The organism is Paenibacillus sp. FW101-FHT12H11 (genome assembly GCF_058790355.1).
Genome location: NZ_JBYTCO010000003.1, coordinates 58,728 through 81,996 on the forward strand (window position 1 = coordinate 58,728; position 23,269 = coordinate 81,996).

Annotated in this window: 22 protein-coding genes and 1 tRNA gene; 21 read left to right on the top strand and 2 right to left on the bottom strand. The window is 51.4% G+C overall.

The annotated features are described in order from the left end of the window. Positions 1-206: 206 nt before the first annotated feature. Positions 207-293, top strand: a tRNA-Leu gene (locus AC3WTJ_RS10445). A gap of 2 nt (positions 294-295) precedes the next feature. Here the strand turns inward: AC3WTJ_RS10445 and AC3WTJ_RS10450 are convergent. Next, positions 296-1,564 carry a tyrosine-type recombinase/integrase gene (locus AC3WTJ_RS10450; protein WP_083436177.1) on the bottom strand — a complete coding sequence of 423 codons (1,269 nt, stop codon included), beginning with the start codon at positions 1,562-1,564 and terminating at the stop codon, positions 296-298. A 75-nt stretch (positions 1,565-1,639) separates the two neighbouring features. After that, a complete protein-coding gene (locus AC3WTJ_RS10455; protein WP_048743932.1) occupies positions 1,640-1,909 on the bottom strand; it encodes a helix-turn-helix domain-containing protein in 270 nt (89 codons plus the stop codon). 902 nt (positions 1,910-2,811) lie between these two features. Between AC3WTJ_RS10455 and AC3WTJ_RS10460 the strand changes: the two genes are divergently transcribed. The 20 genes from AC3WTJ_RS10460 to AC3WTJ_RS10555 all read left to right on the top strand — a co-directional run bounded on the left by AC3WTJ_RS10460 (position 2,812) and on the right by AC3WTJ_RS10555 (position 23,256). Then, positions 2,812-3,501: a hypothetical protein gene (locus tag AC3WTJ_RS10460; protein ID WP_021877781.1), complete on the top strand. Its 690-nt coding sequence runs from the start codon at positions 2,812-2,814 to the stop codon at positions 3,499-3,501. Positions 3,502-3,519: 18 nt separating this feature from the next. Continuing rightward, positions 3,520-4,317 carry a Shedu anti-phage system protein SduA domain-containing protein gene (locus AC3WTJ_RS10465; RefSeq protein ID WP_069202412.1) on the top strand — a complete coding sequence of 266 codons (798 nt, stop codon included), beginning with the start codon at positions 3,520-3,522 and terminating at the stop codon, positions 4,315-4,317. A 245-nt stretch (positions 4,318-4,562) separates the two neighbouring features. Further along, positions 4,563-5,390, top strand: a complete 828-nt coding sequence (locus tag AC3WTJ_RS10470) for a ParA family protein (protein ID WP_021877783.1) — start codon at positions 4,563-4,565, stop codon at positions 5,388-5,390. Next, positions 5,338-6,282: a ParB/RepB/Spo0J family partition protein gene (locus tag AC3WTJ_RS10475; RefSeq protein WP_048743941.1), complete on the top strand. Its 945-nt coding sequence runs from the start codon at positions 5,338-5,340 to the stop codon at positions 6,280-6,282. The genes AC3WTJ_RS10470 and AC3WTJ_RS10475 overlap by 53 nt, the downstream gene beginning before the upstream one ends. A gap of 84 nt (positions 6,283-6,366) precedes the next feature. Continuing rightward, on the top strand, positions 6,367-6,537 hold the full coding sequence (locus tag AC3WTJ_RS10480; RefSeq protein WP_021877785.1) for a hypothetical protein: 171 nt from the start codon (positions 6,367-6,369) through the stop codon (positions 6,535-6,537). A gap of 2 nt (positions 6,538-6,539) precedes the next feature. Then, positions 6,540-7,151, top strand: a complete 612-nt coding sequence (locus tag AC3WTJ_RS10485; protein WP_049867097.1) for a hypothetical protein — start codon at positions 6,540-6,542, stop codon at positions 7,149-7,151. A 140-nt stretch (positions 7,152-7,291) separates the two neighbouring features. Then, entirely contained in the window at positions 7,292-8,320 is a 1,029-nt protein-coding gene (locus AC3WTJ_RS10490) for an SAF domain-containing protein (protein WP_492521724.1), read from the top strand. Between the two features lie 11 nt (positions 8,321-8,331). Beyond that, entirely contained in the window at positions 8,332-9,039 is a 708-nt protein-coding gene (locus AC3WTJ_RS10495; RefSeq protein ID WP_021877788.1) for a hypothetical protein, read from the top strand. A gap of 14 nt (positions 9,040-9,053) precedes the next feature. Continuing rightward, positions 9,054-9,893 (top strand): CpaE/TadZ family protein, encoded by an 840-nt coding sequence (locus AC3WTJ_RS10500; RefSeq protein WP_048743945.1) that lies wholly within the window; start codon positions 9,054-9,056, stop codon positions 9,891-9,893. Further along, entirely contained in the window at positions 9,890-11,752 is a 1,863-nt protein-coding gene (locus AC3WTJ_RS10505) for a Flp pilus assembly complex ATPase component TadA (protein ID WP_049867098.1), read from the top strand. Before AC3WTJ_RS10500 ends, AC3WTJ_RS10505 begins: the two co-directional genes overlap by 4 nt. After that, positions 11,749-13,818, top strand: coding sequence for a hypothetical protein (locus AC3WTJ_RS10510; protein ID WP_049867099.1), 2,070 nt, complete (start codon positions 11,749-11,751; stop codon positions 13,816-13,818). The genes AC3WTJ_RS10505 and AC3WTJ_RS10510 overlap by 4 nt, the downstream gene beginning before the upstream one ends. Positions 13,819-13,890: 72 nt before the next feature. After that, complete coding sequence (locus AC3WTJ_RS10515; protein ID WP_049867100.1) at positions 13,891-14,370, top strand: hypothetical protein; 480 nt, start codon at positions 13,891-13,893, stop codon at positions 14,368-14,370. A 67-nt stretch (positions 14,371-14,437) separates the two neighbouring features. Further along, the gene (locus AC3WTJ_RS10520) at positions 14,438-14,830 is read left to right on the top strand and encodes a hypothetical protein (RefSeq protein WP_049867101.1); all 393 of its coding nucleotides are present in this window, start codon (positions 14,438-14,440) and stop codon (positions 14,828-14,830) included. Further along, positions 14,827-15,375, top strand: a complete 549-nt coding sequence (locus tag AC3WTJ_RS10525) for a hypothetical protein (protein ID WP_049867102.1) — start codon at positions 14,827-14,829, stop codon at positions 15,373-15,375. The genes AC3WTJ_RS10520 and AC3WTJ_RS10525 overlap by 4 nt, the downstream gene beginning before the upstream one ends. Next, on the top strand, positions 15,362-16,345 hold the full coding sequence (locus tag AC3WTJ_RS10530) for a hypothetical protein (protein ID WP_049867103.1): 984 nt from the start codon (positions 15,362-15,364) through the stop codon (positions 16,343-16,345). Before AC3WTJ_RS10525 ends, AC3WTJ_RS10530 begins: the two co-directional genes overlap by 14 nt. A gap of 69 nt (positions 16,346-16,414) precedes the next feature. Continuing rightward, the gene (locus AC3WTJ_RS10535) at positions 16,415-17,386 is read left to right on the top strand and encodes a DUF916 domain-containing protein (protein WP_049867104.1); all 972 of its coding nucleotides are present in this window, start codon (positions 16,415-16,417) and stop codon (positions 17,384-17,386) included. A gap of 126 nt (positions 17,387-17,512) precedes the next feature. Further along, complete coding sequence (locus AC3WTJ_RS10540; protein ID WP_049867105.1) at positions 17,513-18,625, top strand: copper amine oxidase N-terminal domain-containing protein; 1,113 nt, start codon at positions 17,513-17,515, stop codon at positions 18,623-18,625. Then, complete coding sequence (locus tag AC3WTJ_RS10545; protein ID WP_492521725.1) at positions 18,626-22,456, top strand: DUF5704 domain-containing protein; 3,831 nt, start codon at positions 18,626-18,628, stop codon at positions 22,454-22,456. It begins immediately after the preceding gene. Positions 22,457-22,486: 30 nt separating this feature from the next. Next, a complete protein-coding gene (locus AC3WTJ_RS10550) occupies positions 22,487-22,975 on the top strand; it encodes a hypothetical protein (RefSeq protein ID WP_049867106.1) in 489 nt (162 codons plus the stop codon). A 14-nt stretch (positions 22,976-22,989) separates the two neighbouring features. Beyond that, positions 22,990-23,256, top strand: coding sequence for a helix-turn-helix domain-containing protein (locus AC3WTJ_RS10555; RefSeq protein ID WP_084781212.1), 267 nt, complete (start codon positions 22,990-22,992; stop codon positions 23,254-23,256). Positions 23,257-23,269 lie beyond the last annotated feature (13 nt).

A 23,269-nucleotide genomic window follows, 5' to 3' on the forward strand; every position in this document is an offset into this window, starting at 1 on the left:
TTCTCTCCGTTTTCCGAGAGGCACATGAGGGTAAAAATGTGCGGTCATGGCGGAATTGGCAGACGCGCTGGCTTCAGGTACTTGTGCGAAAGCTGGTTGAGATTCCCCAAAACCCTTGTGGTTATGCGGTTTTACTGAAGTATTGGTTCCAAGTTCTCTCCTGTAGTTCTCTCCGTTTTCCGAGAGGCACATGAGGGTAAAAATGTGCGGTCATGGCGGAATTGGCAGACGCGCTGGCTTCAGGTGCCAGTGGTAGCAATACCGTGGAGGTTCGAGTCCTCTTGACCGCACCACCCTAACAATTAACGAGCTCTTGAATTTGTCCTTGTGACGATTCAGGAGCTTTTTGCATGATTGGGATTTGTAAAGTGTTGCTCATGACCTGTGCCGACGAAATCTTTGAACTGTAGTCAAGATGAGCATAAATGTTAGCCGTTGTGGAGTAATGGCTATGCCCAAGCCATTCTTGAATGTCCTTCATATTAACGCCATTTGCCAGCAATAAGCTGGCGCAGCTATGCCGAAGATCGTGAAAGCGAATCCTTCTCAAATTATGCTTCTCTAGCACAATCGGGAAGTGCTGCGTAATATACCCCGGTTTTATCAATTGCCCTAGCTTATCTACATAGATATAGTCTTTGTAGTCATTGGAGTACGAACTTTTGTAGAGCGCCTGATTTCGCTGCTGTTCCTCAAGTAATCGCAAAAGCAATTCCTGAAACGCCGGGACGAGGGGAAGGGTGCGACGACTGGATTTATTTTTGGCCCGGTCCTTTGCGATTGTGATTTGTTTGCCCTCATAGGAAACAGGAATGACGGTGTGCTGGATGGTAAGTGTCTGGTTCTGAAAGTTGATCGCCTGCCATTTGAGCCCTACAATCTCGCCGCGCCGTAAGCCATAGAAAGCGGCCAGTAGGACGGCAAGCTCGACTGGATCGCCTTTTACTGCCTCGAATAACTCCTGAAGCTCTTGATCGTTGTAGAAGCTTCCTACAAAATGGTTCTTTTTTGGGCGCTCAACTTTATCAGCCGGATTGGTTAAAATCATATCCATTTTAAGCGCGTGTTGCAGAGCTTGACGGATATAGGCATGAAAGTGTTGTACGGTACTTGTAGAAAGCTTGAACTCCTTTAACATGTGCTGGTAGAAATCATGCAAGTGTTTGGGTTGTATCTCCAGCAGTCGAAATCCTTTTTCACGAAAGTAAGGGACGATTCGGCCTTTGACCCCAAAGGTGTACGCGGCATGAGTAGTGACTTCGACTCGATGCTTCATCATTTCCAGCCATTCCAACATGAAATCGCTGAAAAGAACACCGGCTGGACTGTCCGCGTCTGGAGTGGCTTTCTTCTCAATCGGCGGCGTTATTTCCTCGACAATCGTTTCAGAAGGAATTTCAAAGCTCTTGCGTGCGTCTTGCAGCATGCTTTCTGCTTTCTTCTTGTTCCCCTTTGTCGGTAACCCTGTTGCAATCCATTTGGTTCTCCGCTTGCCCTCTTCGTCTTTGTAATTCAGAACGATATAATAATTCCCTTTCTTTTCTTGCAGATGGCCTGCTACCATCGTAATCCCTCCCAGGATAGCAGCCCGGCTTCCTACCATCGACACTTTAATGATAACAGGCATAGAAAGATTAGTTCAATGCTGTAAAGCGTCATAGTCGAGTGGAGTGCCGGGGGTCATGATTTCCCGTAAATAATGGATGATGCTCAGCTTCGGGATTCTGTAGAAGCGCCCGATGCGAAAGTGGGCGATGCGCCCTGATTGGAGTAATTTGCGGCCTGTCTTGGTACTAATGCCGCCTAACATGGTACACATTTGCTCGACATTTACGACATCAGGCATGGTCTGAAAAAGAAGTTGGTAAGGATCAGGTTCAAGAACTGGTTGATTTTGATTGTGTGGCATGGGCGAACTCCTTATTCAACATAATTCGATTGAGATGAGGTTCTGAAATATCCCTCTACTATCCGTTTCATTTTTTGGGGGAAATCGGACACTTCCGAGAAAAAATTTACTTTATTCGCTGAAAACAGAATGGGCGTGAGTATGGAGTTCATGTCTGTTGTGAAATTCTGGGGAATGTGCGGTGGTCAATAGAGGAAATGAAAACCTTTGTAAACCTGTGTTTGAAGGAGGACTCGCACCTGCGCGAATGCTATGAAATGATCAATGTCCTAAAACACTAGAACATATCTTATATTAAAGAGTTTTTCAAACATACGGAAAGGATGCAGTTACACACAATAATTTGCGGCAGCACCAAGCTCTATGAAGAGTTTGATGCTGCCGCTTTTATTTTCATAAATATTTTTTGAGAGAAGGGTCCGGTTTGGCTTCAAAAATGAAACGGATGGTAGAGGGGATACATCCCTCCACCGTTCTTTGACAATAACATAACCACTCATCCGGTACGTTCCCCGCATACCCGAAAGGGAAAGCCATTTTGCAGGTGCGCCACGACCATCCTTTATTTGGGGTGCGAGCGATCTTTACCTATGCAAAAATAAATGATGGTATCATTTTGGCGATAATCTATGCGGCGGGATAATGATACTTCCGTCTAGCCATAGTTATCGCAATGGGGGCGGCTTGCAGTGATCCTGGAAGGGGCGACAGCCTATGAGGACGGTTAACCGCCGTTCGCTGGATGAGTTTATTATCATTGAAAGTAACATATCTGTTATGTGTGATTTTAATTGATCGACGTGTTGAATAGGTTATTTTACGATGAAGGCTTTCCCGGATAAGCGTCAAAATATGATACAATATTATACATATCGTCCGTCCATATAACATGTTAAGGAGTCGTGTCGTTGAACAACTGGCTACCATTTATTATTGTCGTGTTAATTATTGTTATTGGTTTCGTCAAAACAGTTGCTACTCTTCGAACCACAGTAAAAAACGAAAACTTCGCTATCGAGTTTATGAATAATTATAGAGATTTTTGTTCGCCGTTGTTTCAAAACACATTCAACGGCGACAAATACCAATGGCTAAAAATGAAATCAACAAAGATGCAAACGTTAATGGGGTCATTCGGTATAGCATCGGTGTATAAACCACCCGGCGCGAATCATTATTTTAGGAACTATGAAATTATCGTAAACGGAATAAGTGGCATTAGAGAAAACTATTCAGAGATGGTTAATAGTTATAGTTTGGATTTGGAACGTCGAATATTGCAGGAAGTTATCAGTACGATAGACGATGTGTTGCTTACGTTTATAGGCGCCGCAGAAGGCTGGGTGAATGAAGCACAAAAGGAAGTGAAGAACCCGTTAATATGGCTTCGTGAAGGGGTCCGCTTTGTTGTTACAAGTCCAATATCTTTGATGTATTGGTCAGGATTAGTACGATATAGGATGTACAACACACTTTCAAATAACTATCCAGTCAAGCTGCTTTCCTTTCTTATTGGTGTGATAGGTCTAGTCAGTTCAATTGTTACGATTGTAACTGGATATACGCCATTTAGATCGATGATCGGTTTTTAATAGGGGTGAATCGTTAAAATGTCATTGTATTCGCGAGATTATACGAAACTTACCGAAGAAGAAAGAATTACATGGGAAGCGATGAAACAAGATGAAAAAATAGGCACAGGAAGATGGCGGAAAAGAAGTCGTTATAGAGAATATCCGAAGGCAGCGCGGCATTTCATGAGCTTATTTCCAAACAATTTTTTGGATGTCGAAGAACTGAGAGAAGAAGATAGATTGAACCATCTAACGGAAAAGTTCCTTGTTGAACTAGACAAGCCGGATGCCACCGAAGCTTCGATCATGAGGTTTATAAAACAGAACCAAGCGTATTTTATAATTGGTTCCATTCTCAAAGACCACAACTTCGGGCATCATGAAGCCTACGTTATACCGGAATTTTGGTTCGGCAATACATACCGCGTTGATTATCTGATAATTGGGAAGAGATCAGGCGGCTACGAATTTATTCTCGTTGAATTGGAACACCCCAAAAAAGACATTACCATTAAAGACGGCGAATTAGGTGCGGCGTTTCGTAAGGGGATTAAGCAAATTAACGAATGGAAACGATACCTTGAACCTAATTTTCCCACGCTTGAAGAATCGTTTAACAAATACAAACATCCGAACATGGAACTACCCCGCGAATTTCTTAAACTAGATAAAACGCGGATTCATTACACAGTTGTAGCGGGACGCCGCGAAGATTTTGATGAAAATACTTACTGGATTCAACGCAATATGAAGGATAACGATAAAATTAGTCTTCTTCACTTCGATAATTTATACGATAATGTTACCGAGATCATTGGACGATCAACGTATTAAGAAATATCCTTGTGGTCAAGTGACTTGGATTTGGGCGTGGGATGGGTAGATATGTTGAACGAAAGAGAATAGTTTCGCGATTTGTTTTTGATGCCAGATTGCTATATTCGATGAATGTCCAAGAGAATGCCTTCCACTTTCGGGGGCGTTCTCTTTTTATATAGATACTTTTCAAAAAAGCCGATTGTCTGAACTATTGAATGTTCAGTGCAGTCGGCTTTTTTGCGTGAAAGGAGAGTTGTTGGATGAGCAAAGTAATCGCTCTCGCCAATCAGAAAGGTGGCGTCGGCAAAACGACAACGGCGGTCAATCTCGGTATTGGCTTAGCGGCTGAAGGTAAGAAAGTTTTGCTGCTGGACGCGGATGCGCAGGGCAACCTGACGGATTCGTTAGGCTTCCATGAACCGGATAGTCTGTCCATTTCACTCGCCACAATGCTAGTGAAGGGCATGACGGAGGAGCCGTATGAACCGAGGGAAGGTATTTTGCACCATCACGAAGGTATCGACCTGATGCCGGGAAACATCGAATTATCGGCGGTCGAAGTGGCGCTCGTCAATACGATGAGCAGGGAAACGATTATGCGTTCGTACATCGATTCCGTAAAAGCAGATTACGATTATATCCTGATCGACTGTATGCCGAGCTTGGGCATGATGACGATCAACGCATTGGCAGCGGCGGATAGCGTCATCATCCCGGTACAGGCACACTATCTGCCCGCCAAAGGCATGACGCAGCTTTTGCAGACGGTTGCCCGCGTTCGGCGTCAAATTAATCCGAAGCTGGCTGTGGACGGTGTGCTGCTCACGATGGTAGACAGCCGAACCAATTTCGCCAAAGACATTTCTTTAGTTTTGCGTCGGGATTATGGGGATAAGCTGCGTGTATTCAATACAGAAATCCCCCTGTCCATCCGCGCGGCGGAAACAAGCGCCAAGGGTAAAAGCATTTACGCCCACGATCCGAACGGACAGGTTGCTAAAGCCTACGCTGCACTTACGAAGGAGGTGCAGGATATTGGCAGCGAAAGAAGATCGGCTCGCCAGCATAAAGCTGACCAAAGTCGATGATTTATTCTCGACAGAGGAAAGCCGCAACGATTCGCAACGGGAAAAGGTGATGGATATTCCATTGGCTGAAATTAGTGAATTTCCCGGTCATCCCTTTAAGGTAAGGGCGGATGAAGCGATGTTAGAAATGGCGGATAGTATCAAGCAGTATGGTGTCCTTGTTCCCGGCTTAGTTCGGCCAAAGGTAGGCGGTGGATACGAGATGGTATCCGGCCATCGTCGAAAGAAGGCAAGTGAATTGGCTGGTATGGAGACAATTCCATGTCTCGTTCGCGAGTTGGATGACGATCAGGCGACTATCATCATGGTGGATAGCAACCTGCAACGGGAGTATATTTCTCCGAGTGAAAAAGCTTTTGCCTACAAAATGAAATTGGAAGCAATGAACAGACAAGGACAACGAACAGATTTAACTCGTTCCCAAGTTGGGAACAAGTCTGCTGCAAAGAAATCAAGCGAGATATTAGCAGAACAGATGGGCGAAAGCAAAAACCAAATATTTAGATACGTTCGCCTAACCGAACTCACTCCTCACATTCTCGAAATGGTAGACGACAAACGGATTGCCTTTAATCCTGCCGTTGAGTTATCTTACTTGGCCGAGAAAGAACAGCAAGCCCTATTCGATACCATGCAGGCAGAGGACTGCACGCCTTCACTTGCACAGGCTCAGCGTATGAAAAAGATGAGTCAAGAAGGCAGGCTGAATACAGATGTCATTTACACCATACTAACGGAGGAAAAGCCGAATCAGAAAGAAAAAATGAGTATTCAGCGAGAACGAATCGACCGCTTTTTCCCACGAGACTTCTCGGAAAAACAAAAGGAAGACCTGATCGTGCAACTGCTGGAAAGCTGGTACAAAAGGCGGCAGAGGGAGCACGAACGGTAATTCCCCCGTTGCCGCCTTGTTCATGCACCCTCTCCCCTGACGGAGAGCTTTTTTTATGCCCATTTTCGGGGAGGAGATCATCCAATGGACTTTACGAAAGGAAAACGGCGTCAGTATGAACGTCTGATGAAAGAAAAGCCGGGTTTTGCGCGTAGTAGGCCATCTGAGGAGGAAGAAGCACAACTGCGCAAGCAGGCTCAGGAAGCCGAAGGCTGGCACAAGAAACGTGACCGCAAAAAGAACCGGGAGGGCTGACGATGGAGCAAGAGAAACGAATGGCCGGTGACTACGAAGTCTATCAAGCGCTACCCATTGGCAGGGTGGAGGTTGTTTTAGGCATCGACATCACGAATACCGAAAAGCCCTATTTGGTTTGCTACTGCTCGCAGAATAATTTGTTTGGTATCGATCAGTATTACGGTGCAGAAGGATATGAGGATTACCTAGTCGCAATGCAGGAATTTACCAAGCTATTGCAATGGGAAATCGAGAAACTCCAGACCGAGCGCGCTACGATCACGGAGCCGATGCCTCCCATTCAACCGGACCAATGCCTGCCCATCAAAAGTGACGATGATCTCGGCGGCAGAATTGTTGTGACCCGTTTGGATTGGTTGCGGCCGGAATTTCGCACGGCAGACCATCAGTTGATTTGGGTAACGGGAGGTTTCGGGGCTTCGGGGAACTCACGTGGGCGGGCGGTCTATGCGGAAACCCTCTATTCCGGCGATGAATACCGCTATAACCGGGAAGACCTGATGGGGTTCCTGAAGCCGGAGCATACGCCCACATGGGCGGCCGAGAAGCTGGCACAACGACAAGCGGAGCAAGCCCCATCAAAGCCGCGTCCGCGAGGCGAAGCGCGTTAAGAGAAGCGCAAGGTATCTTCTATATAAATGAAAGGAGATCGTGAACGATGTCATGGACGTATCGACACCGCAAGACGCTCATCATGGGAGCCATTGCGATCAGCGTGGCGCTTCTGGTAGCAGCGGCCTTGTATATGCTGATGCAGCACACCGACCAGCAGCAAAAGCAGCAACAGATGAAAGAGGAGTATGAGCGGCAGATTCAGCAATTGAAAAAGGAGGAGCAGCAAAACAGCCGAAATGTCTGGACGACTGCAAAAACGATACCGGCAGGCGTCTCGCTCAAAGCGGATGACCTCAAGGCTGTTCCGATGCCCGTCAGTTTGGTTCCGCCGGGCGTAATCACCGACCGGGAAAGCATCATCGGCAAAAACGCCAAGATCGAGCTTGCATCAGGAATGCCGCTACTTTCCTCTTTATTGTACGAAGGACAGCCCATTCCGAAGGATTTGCGCATACAGGAGTTTCAGGTCATTCAGCTTCCCTCTAATCTCAAGCCTAACCAATATATAGACGTTCGCATCGGCTTTCCAACCGGCGAGGACTTTGTTCTTTTATCTAAAAAGAAGGTACAGGAGCTGTCCGGTACGGTTGTGTGGCTGGAACTGAATGAGATGGACATCCTCCAAACGTCCAGCGCAATTATTGATGCGTACTTGCAGGGAGCGCGGCTGTATGCCCTCCCGTACATCGAGCCGGGCTTACAGGAAGCGGCTGTGGTCAACTATCCGGCCAATCAGAAGGTATTGAACCTGATGGCGGTCGATCCCAATCTGCTCGAAACCGCAAAAATCGAACTTGCCCGCGCGCTGCGTCAAACGCTGGATGGCAATTTGAAGGCGGTCAGCGACTCGGACAAACTTCGCGTCACCAGCGGTAGTGTAACCGTGCAGCAGCAGTTGCAAAACGAACGGATGACGACGCGGCAGGGCAATGCCATGGGCGGAACACAGCCAGTAGGCACACCGCAGTCTGGAGAATCAGCAGTTTCGACGAATGGTCCGCAGCCTAGCGTGAGTGATGCTGCTGGTGCAGCAGCTACTCAATCTCCGAAAAATCAACAGACGCCCCCTCCTGCCGTTTCGCCGTCGCTGCCATCGGGTATGCCTCCTGCAACCGAAGCGCCTCCGGCAAGCGAAGATAAGTGGGAAAACATCTTCAATCAATGAGGAGTGCGGATATGAAAAAAATTGTTTTTATCGGCGTAGCGGACAAGACGCATGCTTTGTTGGTGCTTGGCCGCTTGCTTGTGGCCTTGGGGAATAAAGTGCTGTTGGTGGATTCCACCGTCACGCAGTCGATTCGGGGTTATCTGCCGCACGCCTATGCCAATAGCGCCGTTCAGGATTATGAAGGTATGGATGTGGCCTACGGCTATCTCACTCCCGAACAGCTTGAACGAGGCTTGGCACAGGCAGGGACGACACCGGCATACGACATCATGCTGGTGGACACTGACCATACGGAATTTGTTTTCCACCACAACCTGTCCCAGTTTGATAAGCGGGTGTGGTGCTGGGATGGAAGGCGGTTATCGCTGGAGAAAAACGAGGAGCTGATGCTTCGTCTCGGCTTACAGAACACGGAAGAGCCTATCTCGTTTTTCGAGTTGCTCTCCCCTGACATACCGGGAAAGTTGGCAGCGTGGCGAGCCGAAAAGCGGTTGCGGCATATCCAGTTGGAGGATACGGTGTTTCGCTTCCCTTTTGACGAACGCGATGCAGCCGTCGATTTGAACAATCAACACCACGGCCGCATCGACCTTCGCGGGCTGACCGGGGCGTTTCGCGAGATGCTGCTGACGATGCTGGAGCAGCTTGGCGATTGCGACCGCAAGACAGCGCGACGAGCCTGGGCAATCGCCCGTAAACGGGTGCGGGTGTGGTAGAAAGGAGAACGTTTATGGGAGCTACCGTTGTATTTTGGAGTCCTGTATCAGGTCAGGCCGGGACAACGACTAATCTGCTCGCCGCGGCGACGTGCATGGGTTTGGAATATTCGGCGCGATTGCTGTTGCTTGGGCATTTGCTAAGCAGTTACGCCGCTGTCGAACGAGCCTATTATCGACCTGCCGGAAGAGAGGACATGCATACCCCGGACACGGGAATTGATGCGCTCTTGCGTCTGCTGAAAAACCGCAAGCTGGAGCCTGTCATGCTGCGTGACTATGCCCATCCGTTACTGCGGGATCGCCTGGATATTTTGCCCGGCTCCATCAAGCAAGAGGATATCTTTATCGAAACGGCAAAGGAATGGCTCACACCGCTGCTTGCGGTTGCCCGCCGCGCTTACGATGTAGTGCTGTTGGATGGGGGGAGCGGCAGCGGGTCGGCTTGGGACGAAATGCTGCGGCAGCAGGCGGACGTATGGGTCGTCTGCCTGCCGCAAAACCGTCTCCTTCTAGAGCGATTTTTTCAATCGGCAGAAGCAGCGATGCTGCAAGGCCGAAGAACGCTGCTCGTGTTCGGACAGTACGACCCTTATTCGACGCTCACTTCTAAAAATCTCATGCGTCAATTCCGTATAGGACCGACCGTGTACCCTGTTGCACATAATACAGGCTGGATGGATGCGGCACAGCATGGCGAAGCGAATCCTTTCTGGTTTCGCAACAGAAAGATAGCAAGCGGTCATGAGAACCACCTGTTCGTGCAGCAGGTGCGACGATTGGCGCAGGCTGTGATAGAAAGCGCAGGCGCAAGGCAGCACCTTTTCGAAGGGAAGGAGGGCGACACGCCATGACGGCTTTGCTCAATGCCTTCATCCTGATCGCGCTCTTGTTGCTTTCAATCTTCTTCCTTTATTTGCGCCTGAGCCGACGATTGCCGGAACGGACGGACGACACATCGGTATATACGCTGGAAGCGATGACCACTTTCGTAAAAGCAACGCTACACGAGTTAACCAGCAGCAACCTAGCCGACTTCGGTTTGTCGGAGGAAGAATACCGCCGCCGAAAAAGCAAACGGGCGGAGCTGAAAAAGGCGCTGCGGGGCTGCACCTCCGGTGATCTGCGGGACAAGGAATACGTCAAGGAGATCATTGCCGACCTGCTCGTGCAGCGCTATGAGTTGGACGATGCGAATTTGAACCTCCTGCTGCCATTTCATCAGCCGGAGTCCCTCTCCGCGCAAGACCAGTTTGATATTCTGCTTTACACATATAAAAAGGAAGCCGGGCTTCATGCGCTCGACCGGCTCGTTCAAACCTATGAATGGGATCGGCAAAGACGAAACGAGGAAGGCCAGCTTGAAACGTACCGGATTACGGCGGAGGATATTCGTAGCGTCTTCGCCCGTGAAGCGCCGCGTTTGACGACGGACGATAAGCTCCAACTTGTCGTCCAGCGGATTTATCAGCATTACAAGGGATTCAGCGTCGTGGACGAGTTGCGCGACATGCGTGTGGACGGCGTATCCGGGGGCGTATCCGGTCTGCCGCCGCTCATGTGGGAGGGCGAATGGTCGCTGGAGGAGGACGCACAGCTTCAGTCGCTGCCCCGTTCGCATGACAGCATATGGCTGTTTTACAAGGGGAAGTCCATCCACCTGAGCTTCTTGTCCTTCGGCTCCGAGCAGGAACTGCGACGCGTTTGCCAGATCATCTACAAGCACAATTTTCCCGGCCAGTTGTCCGAGGCGAACGGATTTAAGGTCAATGAAATGGCAGACGGCTCCCGCGTCGTCGTGCTACGCCCCCGATTCAGTGAATCGTGGGCTTTTTTTGTGCGCAAATTCGACGTGCAAAGCGCGACACTAGAGCAGTTGATTCAGGACGAAGGCGCGGAATTGCCGATTGGCCTCATTCGTTACTTGGTATCGGGTGCGCGGATCACCGCGATTACCGGCGCGCAGGGCAGCGGCAAAACAACGCTGCTTATGGCGATGGTTCGTCATATTCCAGAAGTGCTGCCGATCCGGGTACAGGAAATGAGCTTTGAGCTTCAATTGCGCAAAATTTATCCAGAACGCAACATCGTCAGCCTGCGCGAAACCGAGACGATTTCCGGTCAACAGGGGCTGGACATCCAGAAGAAGACGGACGGCTCTGTCAATATTTTGGGCGAGGTAGCGACCGACCCGGTCGCCGCTTGGATGGTTCAGATGGCACAGGTGGCGTCATTATTCACCTTGTTCACGCATCACGCCAAAACCTTCCGTGACCTTGTGCTGTCTCTCCGCAATTCCTTGTTGAAAACAAAGGTGTTTACGAACGAGCGTGTGGCGGAGCAGCAGGTCGTCAGCGTCGTCAATTTCGATATTCACCTCCGCCGCGACCTGGACGGACGGCGCTATATCGAGCGCATTACGGAATGCGTCCCAGTGCCGCAGGAGACGGCGTACCCGGAAGCCTTTCGCGGGAAAATGACAAAGGACGAACGGATGGCAGCCTTTATGGAAACGACGCTCGAATACTTCCGCCGCTCGACGGATCGCCCGCTGTACACCGCCCGAAATCTCGTCGAATACCGCGACGGCCGTTACGCTGCCGTTCATCCCCTGTCCGAGCAAAGTCGCTGCGAGATTGCGGAATACTTGAGCGGCCCCGATAAGGCCGTCTTTGATGCGTTTCTGGCATCCCATTGGGGGGATGAGACATGATTCAGGAATGGCTCTCCCCTCTGCTCGGCATCGCAACCGTGCTCTTTCTTGCCGCTGTCGCGGCCTTCCTGTGGCTGTCCCGGCGTGATTCGGAGGTGGCGGCAGTCCGGCGCTACGAAGCGCTGCGTAAGCCGGGGCAAGCGCCTCGCAAGCAGGCGGTTTACAGTTTCATGCAGCAGCTATACAGCGTTTGCGAGCAGATGCCGGTTTTAAGGATGTACTTGCTGCACCTTCGCAGGCGATTGGTCATCCTGCGGCTCGGGGACGAATGGAAGCTGCGGCTTGAGGTGATGAAATCGGCGCTCTTGATGTGGCTTGTCCTGTTTTTGGCCGCGATTCCGCTTGTTTTGGCGGTGCGCGACCCTTACACGCTGGCGATGCTCGGCATTGGTCTTTGGGTCGGCCACGGCATCCTCTCGGATATGGGTGTTTATCGGCTCGAAATGCGGCTGCTGCGACAACTTCGTCTGTTTCTTGGGGATGTGAGACATCATTACCATCGTCACGGGATGGTAGATGAAGCCGTCTATGAATCGGCGGACAGCGCGCCGTATGAAATGGCGCTGCACGGGCAAGAGCTGTACGACATGCTGACGGACAGCGACGCCGAAGATAAACTGGCGCAATATGTGGAGCATGCCCCGAATCGTTATTTGCAGGGCCTTGCGGGATTGTCATATCTCATCAAGGAGCATGGCGATCAGCAAACGGAAAGCGGTTCGGTCTACCTCAAGGGACTGGAAAAGCTGTCCATCGAACTGAATCTGGAATTGCTGCGTCGCGAGCGTCTCAGCTTCTTATTACAGGGGCTGACCGTTATCGCGCTGCTGCCGCTGCTATTTACCCGTCCGATTGAAGCCTGGGCTAGCCACTTTTTTCCGGCAATGGACACGTTCTACGCCAGCGCTTTCGGTTGGGCCGCCAAACTCTGTCTGCTTGTCGTCGTGTGGCTATGCTACGTGCTGCTGCGCAACCTGTCGGAGCTGGATGCGACAGCAAGGCCCACCAGCCGAAAAAGATGGGAGCAACGGGTTTATGGCTGGCCGTGGATGCGCTGGCTGGCCCACCGGCTGGGGCCGGTTCCCGGCTCGCGAGAAGCGGAACGGATAACCCGGCTGCTCAAGGATACAGCCTCTCCCTTACGTCTCGAATGGTTTTACGTGCAGCGGATCGTAGCCGGGTTCGCAGCCTTTTTGGCGGTGCTGGGCTTATTCGTGTCCTTGCATGCAGCGGAGCGGCATCAGGTGCTGTATTCACCTGTGAAGCCGGGAACACTTTTCGGGCAGTTGTCCCCGGAGGAGGAAACGAAGGCACGGGAAGCCGCCGCGCTGGATCGCAGGATGCTCGATCAATTAAAGGAGGTGAGGCCGCGAAGCGAAAATAGCGTCATCAGCCTGCTGCGCAAGGACCCGGCTGCACAGGTCAAGGAGGATCAGCTTCGAGAGGCGGCGCGGCGCATCCTGGGCAAGCTGGAGAAGCTGAATAAGCCTTTTCTGGCGTGGTGGGAAGCGTTTTTGGCTTTCGCCGCAGGATGGGGCGGGTACACGCTGCCAGTTGGTATTCGGCTGTTCCAGCGGCGTATGCGGCAGATGGAGATGAAACACGAGGTGGATCAGTTGCAGGCCGTGATTGCCATGCTCGCCGGGATGGATCGGATGTCGGTTGAACAGCTTCTGTTATGGATGGAGCAGTTCGCGCAGGTCTTCAAGGAGCCACTGCAAGCCTGCCTTCTTCACTTTGAACAGGGTGAGGAGCAGGCGCTTGCGCAGCTCAAAGAAGATGCACCGTTTCTACCTTTTGTTCGGATCGTGGAAAAGCTGGAAATGGCTTCGCAGCATTTGACGATCCGGCAGGCATTCGACGATCTCGAAGCAGAGCAGGCGTTTGCGCGGGAGCAGCGCAAGCAGGAGTATGAACAGTTAATTGAACAAAAGGCAGGCTGGGGACGCTGGATCGGGTTTGCCCCCTTGATGACGTTGATATTCGGGTATTTGGTCATTCCGCTTGTCGTCGTCAGCCTACATCAGATGACCGTGTACTACGATCAGCTTCAACGCATCCAGTAACCCATATAGACGCTTTCCTTCATCAGCGGGAAGGCGTTTTTTTTATCCCCTAATCAAAGGAGAGAATTGTACATGTCCAATGCGCAGAAGGCACTTGTCATGGCAGCAGGAATCTTCCTTGCCATCGCACTCATTACACTGGCTGTCGTGCTGTTTATTTCCGCCCAGGATTCGACCAAGGCGGCTCAAAGCAATTTTAGCAATATCCAGACGGAGCTTTCACAAACGGCGTTTACGGTGTATGACAATACGACGCTATCGGGCAGTCAGGTTGTCAACGCGCTTCGCAAGTTCCGCGATCAGGACCAATTTGGCATCCAGATCGTTACCGGCAAAAACCCGACCGGTCAGTGGTACGGCAAGGTTATCAATACCGGTGTGCCTCTGGATAGCATCACCTACGGCGCAATCGTCGGAGCCGCACCCGGCCAGATTAGCCAGACCGTAGACGAAGCGGATATCAACTACGTTAATCCAAGCGGCAAGTTCCGCAGCACGCTGGTGCTGGACAGCAGCAATGTCATTCGCGGCATCGTCTTCCGGCAGCAATAAGGTCGGATGAGGTTACGAAAGCGTCCGGCCCAGGTTGGACGCTTTCGTCATGAAGGAGGTGTAACACATGAACTATGCGCCAAGAACGATGCTGGAGATGAGCGCAGCATTGCTCGTTTTCCTCATGGCCGCAGGCAGCGGTCTGATTTTGTTTCAGACCGGTGCCTCACTCAATTCGCTTGCCTATGTAACCGGCCAATCGCAGGATCGTAACTTGCAGCAAATCGCTGTACCGCTCTCGGGCGACGGTTCGGTATCCGGTGCGGAAGTGCTGCAAGCTATCGCTCGCCTAGATGAAGGAGATGCGGAAATGGTGGTAGACGGCGTTCGGTTCGCGCCGCCGCTGGAACGGGAGCAGCTTTCGTCCGCAGGCATACGTCTAAAGGGGCGTTATCAGCCCGCCTATGAACGGGACGTTTCTGGTCACTTGCAGCGCCTGACACTAAGGAGCCTGCCATGAACAGTCTGATCAAAATTTTCGCCGTATTGATCGCTGTTCTGCTGCTCTATCTCTACCCGCTCTCTGCCGCCTTTGACCAGCAGGACGATATTTCGGAACTTGTTGCCTTGCGCGCGACGACAGCCTTCGTCGATGCGGTTCGGGACAAAGGCGGCATCACGCCAACGATGTACAACGATTTCATGACCGCGCTTGCGGCGACCGGCAATACCTTCGACGTTCAGATGGAGCATGACAGCAAGAAGTACGTGCCGGTTTACGACGATCCGACACGGCCCGAAACCTTTAAGGGCAACTACGAGGTACAGTACGATGCGTTTTTCAATGCGCAGATCCTGCCGGAGCTGTTCCCCGACAATCTGGCAGCAAAGGATGACCCAAACCGTCGTTATCGGATGCGCGCGGGCGACAGCTTTTCGGTAATTGTGCGCAATACGAACCGGACGGCAGGCACGTTGTTCTTTGATTTTCTGAACAATACCATTAGCCCGAATGAAAAAATCGTGATTCCGTATGGCGGGGTGGTGCGCAATGAAATGGATTGAATGGGCTATCGTCGGCGCGCTGTTGTTTCTTCCCTTCGCGATCGTCAATCGGAATGAGACGGATACCCTGAGACGGACGGTGCTGTCGGAGATGAGTTACGATGCTGCACTAGATGCGGCGGTGGACGACGCCGCGAGGTTGCTCGTCGTTAACGCAAGCCAGCAGCAGGAAGCGCAATATGCCTCGGCCAAGCATTTCGCGCTGAACAAGGAAGAAGCACTAGCGGCGTTCTACCGGACGCTGGACACGGGCTTCGGCGCTGCGGATGATCTGGTGTCGCAAGGTGTCCTGCATCGCTACATTCCGGCTATCGTGATCGTCGGCTACGACGGCTTTTACGTCTATTCCGAGCAAGAATGGACGGGGGCTGACGGAAAAACCGTCATGAATCCGGCTTGGGGAACGAAGAAGCCTTATGCGTATGTCGATGCGGCGGGTAACAGCCTGTCCTTTACGCTTGACCAGCAGGTACTCGCTTACGATGCGGCCAGCCGAAGCTGGCATGAGGGCTTGCGGCAGGACATCCGGCAGCAAACGACGATACCGCTTTTGCAGGATGCTGCGCTCTTCGAGCAGGTACGACGAAGCACGATTGTCCGGGCGATCCAGGACGAGTTGGCCTACCGGATCAATCGATATAACGAAACAGTCTCTCGAAATGGCCTGTCCTACACGTTCACCCTGCCTCTGATCTCCGATGAGGACTGGCACAATACGGTGGATGATGTGGGCGTTTTGGCTTTTGTACAAGGTATCCCGATGGGAGCAAAGGTGTACAACAACTATGCGCTTGGCGGGAGCCGCATCGTGAAACGTCCAACGATCATCGGGGCAAGGAGAGGCAGTATGAAGGTGTACTACCGCAGTTCCTGCGGTTACACCTATCCGACCGAAGAAACGTTTGCCAGCGAGCAAGCAGCCGCACGCAAGGGATATATGCCCCTGACTTGCCTCGGCTCGGCCTTCTAGCAGGAACGTATGCCTATTCGCTCATGTAAGCGATGGCAAGCGGAATACAAGCAAAGGAGTTCATCAATCATGTGGATTCGACTGGTGCTGGCGGCAATCGTTTTTTGGATAGCCGCCGGATTTACCAACCCTATGGACGGGCAGCAATTGGTCATCAGTGGGGATTCCGACCGGATCAATCCGGAGTTGGGCGCTTATGTCGAGGATATAGTACCCGGCGATAAGCGAGAGTACAAGGTTCACGTCACGAATCCCACTGATGAGGAAATAACAGCGCTGCTCTATGCGGCCGATGCCATGCCTGCATTGGGCGGCGGAAAGGATTTTACTTTACCGAGCGATCCCGATACCGGTTCGGCTGCATGGTACAGGGCGCCGGATCGCAGTATAACCCTCAAGGCTGGCGAGACGCAAAGCTTTACAATGGAAATGCAGATACCTGAAAGTGTGGAGCCGGGCCAGTACGTGTCCGTCATCGGCGTCTACGATCAAAGTATGAGGGAATCGGCGGCGCGTAAAATCGGGTTGCAGGTCGTCCTCAACTACAAGTTGGACGAAGCGAAGCCTCCTGAGGCTGTCCCGCACGCGGCCGCATATACGCTGGAGAACGGAAAAGCGAGCCTGACGATTTTGCTGGTCAATGAAGGCGATAGCTTGTCCGAACCGGAGATCGAGGTGCGGCTCAAACGTCAGGACGATGCCAGCGAGCTTTTGTTTGAAAGGAAATCAACGGTTGATTCCATTTATGCAGGCACGGTCGCACAGTACATGGCGGACCTAAACAGGCCGCTTTCTCCCGGTTCTTACATGGCGGAAGTAAAGACAACGCTGGGTGACCGCACAGAACAGAAGGAATTCCCTTTTGAAGTAACGGACGGTCGGACTATGCCTTCAGGAACCGTGATTCAAGCTACTGGGGACATTTCTCCGCATCATGAAGGTTCATTTGGATTGCGCCCATCCTTCGTCTACGGGGGCTTGCTGCTGATTCTTGTCATCGTCGTTGTTGTTATAAGAAGAAGGGCTTCGCGCACGGAGTAACGAGCGGCTCCTGGTTCCTGCAGAGGACAGACTGCCGGACAGTGGACAGGCAACAGAATCGGCACTATGATGTAGGCAACAGCAAGTTTTTCCAGTTCCGCACAATTTCTTTAGGGAGTGAGGCATTTGAAAAGAAGGTTAGTATCCCTCCTCATTGTGACACTTTTCGGAAGTATATTCAGTTTGACGGCAAGCGCAGCCAGTAAACCGCCAACCTTTGTCAGCGTCGTCATGGACGGCAAAAAAATCTGGTTTCCCGACGCGCAGGCGTTTATTGATGAGAACGGGCGAACGCTCGTCCCGGTACGTTTTGTCGCCGAATCGCTCGGAGCGAAAGTCGGCTGGGAATCGAAAACACAGACGGTTCCGATTACGAGAGACGATCAATCTATCGTTCTGACGATTGACCAAAATGTTGTGCAGGTAGATGGCAAAGCGGTCACTTTGGATACGAAAGCCATCCTGAGCGGCGGTCGAACGTTTGTGCCGCTCCGTTTCGTCAGCGAGGTGTTAGGTGCGAAGGTGGATTGGGACAATCCGACAGACACCGTGTTTATCAAGACCAGCGAAGATAGCGCGGGGCAGATCGACCAATGGGGGCGCTTGATTCGCACGACCGACTTACCGAAGAATGCGAGCGATTATCCATACATTCTTGCGGACGTTCCGAACGAAATGTACGAGATGGGCTATCCATTTTCGCATCCAACAGACAGCAAAGTTTCATCCGTCCTCTACTCGACGAAGCCGGAATTCAACAAGAAGAACGTGGATATTTGGATGGGAAGACTGAAAGCATTCGGTGCGCTTTGGCTGAATGTAAATTACAACACGATTGATGACGCTTGGGCGCAGGCGGTTTTTGCTACCAAAATGCAAAACTCTGATGCCGAACTGAAACATATTCGCCGCTACGCAGAATGGGTCAAAGAGAACCAAATCCAGATGGAAGGCTATCTTGATCCCGAGCCATCCATGATTTATAAAGATGGGTTTGGCAACAACTTTGTGCGATCCAAGTTCAGGATTAAATTCGTCTCGTACAAGGCAAGCAATGACTTGCTTTACGATGAGTGGTTCCCGAATAAACAAACGTTTGAGAAAGGTGTTTGGTACGAAGGCTACGCCGATATTTCTCTATCCACTAATGTAGGCGGCGATTGGGGAAGTACGTTGAAGGTCGATCCGAATGCAAGTTTGTTCCGCAATCATATCATTAGAAAGGCGGACTCGAACTAGATGCGCAAACATAAATTCATACGAATCACGTTGAGCATGCTGCTGGCATGCTCTTTTTTATTGTCGTGCTTTCCGTTTCTTATGAATGCTGCGACACCGGCTGTCCGGGTAGATGAGGGTAAGATCAAATTTGAAATCACTAGCACAGCAGCAACCTCGTCCATCCGCTACAGAACGGTAGGTTGGACGGTGCGTCGTGACCAACTCTGCACGAATACATCATCCAAACAGTGTAGTGATCCACGTAACGGCAGTCACGCATCATTTGTCAATCAACAGGTGCGTCAAGTCGCGCAAAATCCGAACCCCCCAATTCCCGGAGAGCCGGTCACGACCTACTACGAAGTCAGTGAAGATTTAGTAACGGACGGCATGTGGCAAGCAGGCATGGGAGACATCAAGGACAACGACGACCTGTACTTGTACGCAATTATGGTATCCGTCGATGGCAATGGAAACGTGCGCAAAGGACCATTTTACACGTTAGAAGGAATCAAGAACGCTGAACCTTGGGCGCACCCGGATGATCTCGATGATTACTTTGGGATTCACGTCCCCTATCGCAGCGCGAATTTTCCTGTCGATGTCGTTGCGAAAACCGTGAGAGGAACGATCCTCAATCAGCCTGAGGTCACGTTCCATAAGGGCGACTACAAAGTCGGCGAGACGATCAACCACGAGTTTCCTGCGACGATTGAGGATAACGGGAAAACGTACAGTATTGTCCGCTCCTACCTATCGCCGAAGAAGGACCTAACGCAGAAAAGCTGGTTGCAGGAAAATCCGGATACGAATCCGAAGGTGAGAACGCGAAGCTTCACGGTTGCGCTTGGCGGAACGGAAGCGATTGCCGAATACGCTGAAAATAACCCGGTAAAGGCGATCTATCAAAAGGAAGATGGTACGAAACTCAAGGAAGTCGACAAAGGCGTCTACGAGACTGGAGAGGAAGTGAACTATACGTTTGATCCGCAGCTCACATCTGGCGGCCAGACATATGAAATTGTTCGCACTTATATCACAAACAACAAGAAGCCGGATGAGAAGCTATTCATACAAGAAAAAGGCGACGCGAAGCTGCTCGAACGCTCCATCTTGGTTGGCTCTGGCGGCTCCAACTTCGTCGGCATCTATAAAATTCCTTCCCCGATTACCGTGACCTCTCGTATTGACGCGCCAGATCACGTCGATGCTTCCGTCACCTCTGTGGATGGAAATTTTGTATTTGAAGCGAAGTCACCCGTGCCGCTCAAAACGTATGAGATCACAAAAATAGAGAACGCAACATTCGTTACGCCTAGCGATAAGTCCGGCTCACTCAGCGGGCTGACGGCAAGTAAATCGCTGCCGATCAAAATTCCATTCACATCCGGCTCCAGTATTACCGTCAAAATCACGGTCGTCGTGAAAGATGCTAATGGTAACAGCGGAGATTCCACCTCGGATCACACCGTACGCAAAGGCGACAATGGCGGCGATACCTCGTCACCCGGCACGAGCCAGCAAGCCGAGGCGATGGATGCCACGGCATCGGCGATCATCAAGGCGGATTCGCGCGGCGCAGAACGCTTTGACGTTTTGAAGGGCATTCCGACCTCAGAAAGCCTTTATGTTAACGCGAGCGCCAAAGCGTATTTGTATCGCAACACATTCACGGAAGTGAAAGGCTCGAAATCTTACCCGATTACAGTCAGCCGCACGTATACGCTGAGTTGGACGGAATATGTTCCCGGCCCGCCGGATAGCGAAGGCCATTCGACCACGGTTCCGGTATCCCGATCCGACACGCAAACCGTCACCCAAAGCTACAACGTGGAGCGAAAGTACAGCTATTGGCTGGTAGACCGTTTGGAAGTGTATGGCTTACAGAAGGTGACAGTCGTCAATTACGCGCTTCCCTCCGGTTCGGTGACGCTTCAAGCAAACGGGTATTCCACACCGTCTGTTTCCGCCACCCATGATGTAGCCGCTACGTCCCATATTACGGACCCGGTGTATCGCAACGTTGTGCTTTCCGGACAAACGGTTTACGGCGGCTCCAGTAGACCTTCGGTTCCAAGCGAGAACTGGAAGTCTGAGGCTGAAAATGCAGTCGGTAAAATCAAGGTCAAAAACGATACGGTCGTCTTTAACGGACAAACGATCATGGATAATCGGACGGTTGAGGAAACGGCTCCCGCTCCGGAGGCGATTCCCGCATCTCCCATGATCGGGCAGGACGTTTTATATGGTTCGGGCTTTGTCATTGATCCGACTAAAACGAACAAGGCGAGCCAGCCAAGCACGGGCACGATTTATTATACGCTGGTCAAGGGCATCGGCGGCGGATCGAACCAAAGCTTCCCGATCAATGACATCAATCCGGTGACGGTGCATACCCCCGTCGTCAATCTGGCATCAGTAGCCAACGATCAGGCGCACAATCAGAAAACGGTGCCGACAGCCGATCGTTCGGCGCTTATTCTGGATCGTCCCTTTACCGTGACGATTCCTACCAGCGGGCCGCACCGGGACATTACCGGCTACGGCAATCGGGACTATGCCAAATATGTGCGAGACAAGCAGGTAAGGTTCCCATTCGATGTATACAAGGCTGACCACGCAACGTTGATTCCGAAGGACACCTGGACTTCGATTCCTGTCGGCCAGCTTACAACCACTTTTTACATGCCCGTTTGGGTAGATGAGGGAAATTATGATGTACTATTCCGCACGTTTGCCGAAAACAGTCCGGCTTCATTCACATCACAAAGTAATGCCAATTTGGACTTAACTAATCATGTGGCGACACAAGTTGTGGCGGTTGAGGTTATTGGCCGTCTGTTCGACTTCCGAATTACCGATGTTGCCGACTACCAGTGGGAAAAGGTGTTCAGAACGGCGGCAGGCAGTGCGACGCCGACCGGAAATAGCTATTGGGTTGGTACAAAAGGGATCGACGGCGCGGCGCGCGGCAATACGGCCCCTTACGTGCTGCCGATTCGGCCCGGCAGTCACCCGGAGAGCGGAAAGAAAAATGTTGTCGTAAAAACAGGCTATCACTTCAAATTTGAGGTCAAAACGCTCGGCAACATGTTCAGCGCGGGCGACGGGATTAAAATCACGCCTACCTTTTACTTCGTTGACAAGCAGGGCAAAAACCGACAACAGGTGGACTTGTACTATCATTCGGGAACCAAGCGGTTTATTCGGATCGGCTCCACGGAAGACACCGAGCAGCGGCTGGTGACGCTGGATACCCGTCTGCGCAATGTGTCGCAGCAGGAGTTAACCAATACTGCCAGTTCACTTTGGAGGGTGAATGGTTCTTCCGGCAGTCAGACATCGTATGTACAGCAGTATTTGAGGGAAGCGGCGCAAAAGCGGATTTACGTCGGTGGCTACGACGGCATGCTGCTTCCTTCGCAGCTCCGGACGTTTATCGGCAGTATGCAGGTGCCGTCCGGCATTGATACTGCACGAGCTAATGCCTCGGTGCAGCGCTGGTTTGGCGAGTATAGCCTTCCCGCTGCTCCCTATGCAGTGCCAGCAGGCATGAATCTGGCCGAGTACGGACGTACCCACCGGCTGGACGACAATGCGCCGATCTTCCTGCGTGACGGCTATTTTGTAGTCAATTTTAACATCGAAACCATTCGCAATAAGGACATCGCTCACCCGCATTTGCAGTATAAAAATGCGCCGCTGGACAACCAGTGGCATATGGAAGGTTTTCAGCGCAGTTTTGTCGATCCTTACGGGGGGATGTTCTTATTGCTAGACGGGGATGTTGTGTTTTATCACGCCGACTTGTCCAGCTACGACGATTTTGGTACGGGCGGCACCCATTAAAAACAGCATACCGTTTGGGAGGAAAAGAGCATGATTGAGAAGCTGAAGATTGCCACATCTGAGGATGAGGCTTATTTTTATTCCGCCTCCATCGAGAAGGATACGGAGCGCGGTTGTATTGGGCATGTGCGCGGTGATTTCGGCAAAGATGGGGAGGCATTCTGGGCGACTTGGTTCGAACATATCTCTTCGTTGAAAACTCCTGATTTTCGGGAGGAGCTTGGAGCGGTCATTCAAGCGTTGACGGAACAGGGGCTGCTTCAAAACCGCAGTGGCATGCACGATTTTTGTATAAAACATCCAGAGGCCCGTCTACCAAGCGCGCGGCACAGCGATGTCTATGGCTTTTGTTTACAGACGGCAAAGCATCGTTACTATCTGCGATGCTTTCCGCGTGCCGGCGACTATAACTTTTATTTATATTGCTTCACTCGGCCGGAGCGAATAATTGAATTGTCGTCGCCCCTCCATTCCCCTTCATCGGCACCACTAAAGCAGAAGTCTGAACTGGAACGATAGGAGGATGCACTTCTATGAATGATCTTGCCCGTTACCGGTTGCTGACCGGAGCATCTATTCCCCCTGCAGCGAAGCTGCTGTACAGCTATTTGCTGGATCGTGCAGGCGGGCGAAACGGCGCGGTACTGCTTTCGTCCAGGCGACTTGCATCAGAGGTGGGTCTTTCCACTTCTGCTGTGCGTCGCAACCTGCATCGGCTTCAGCAAAATGGACTTATTCGGCTCACGCCAAGATATTCCGAGGAAGGCATTCGTCTGACGAACCAAATTACCTTCGTATGAGGAGGTGCGACCT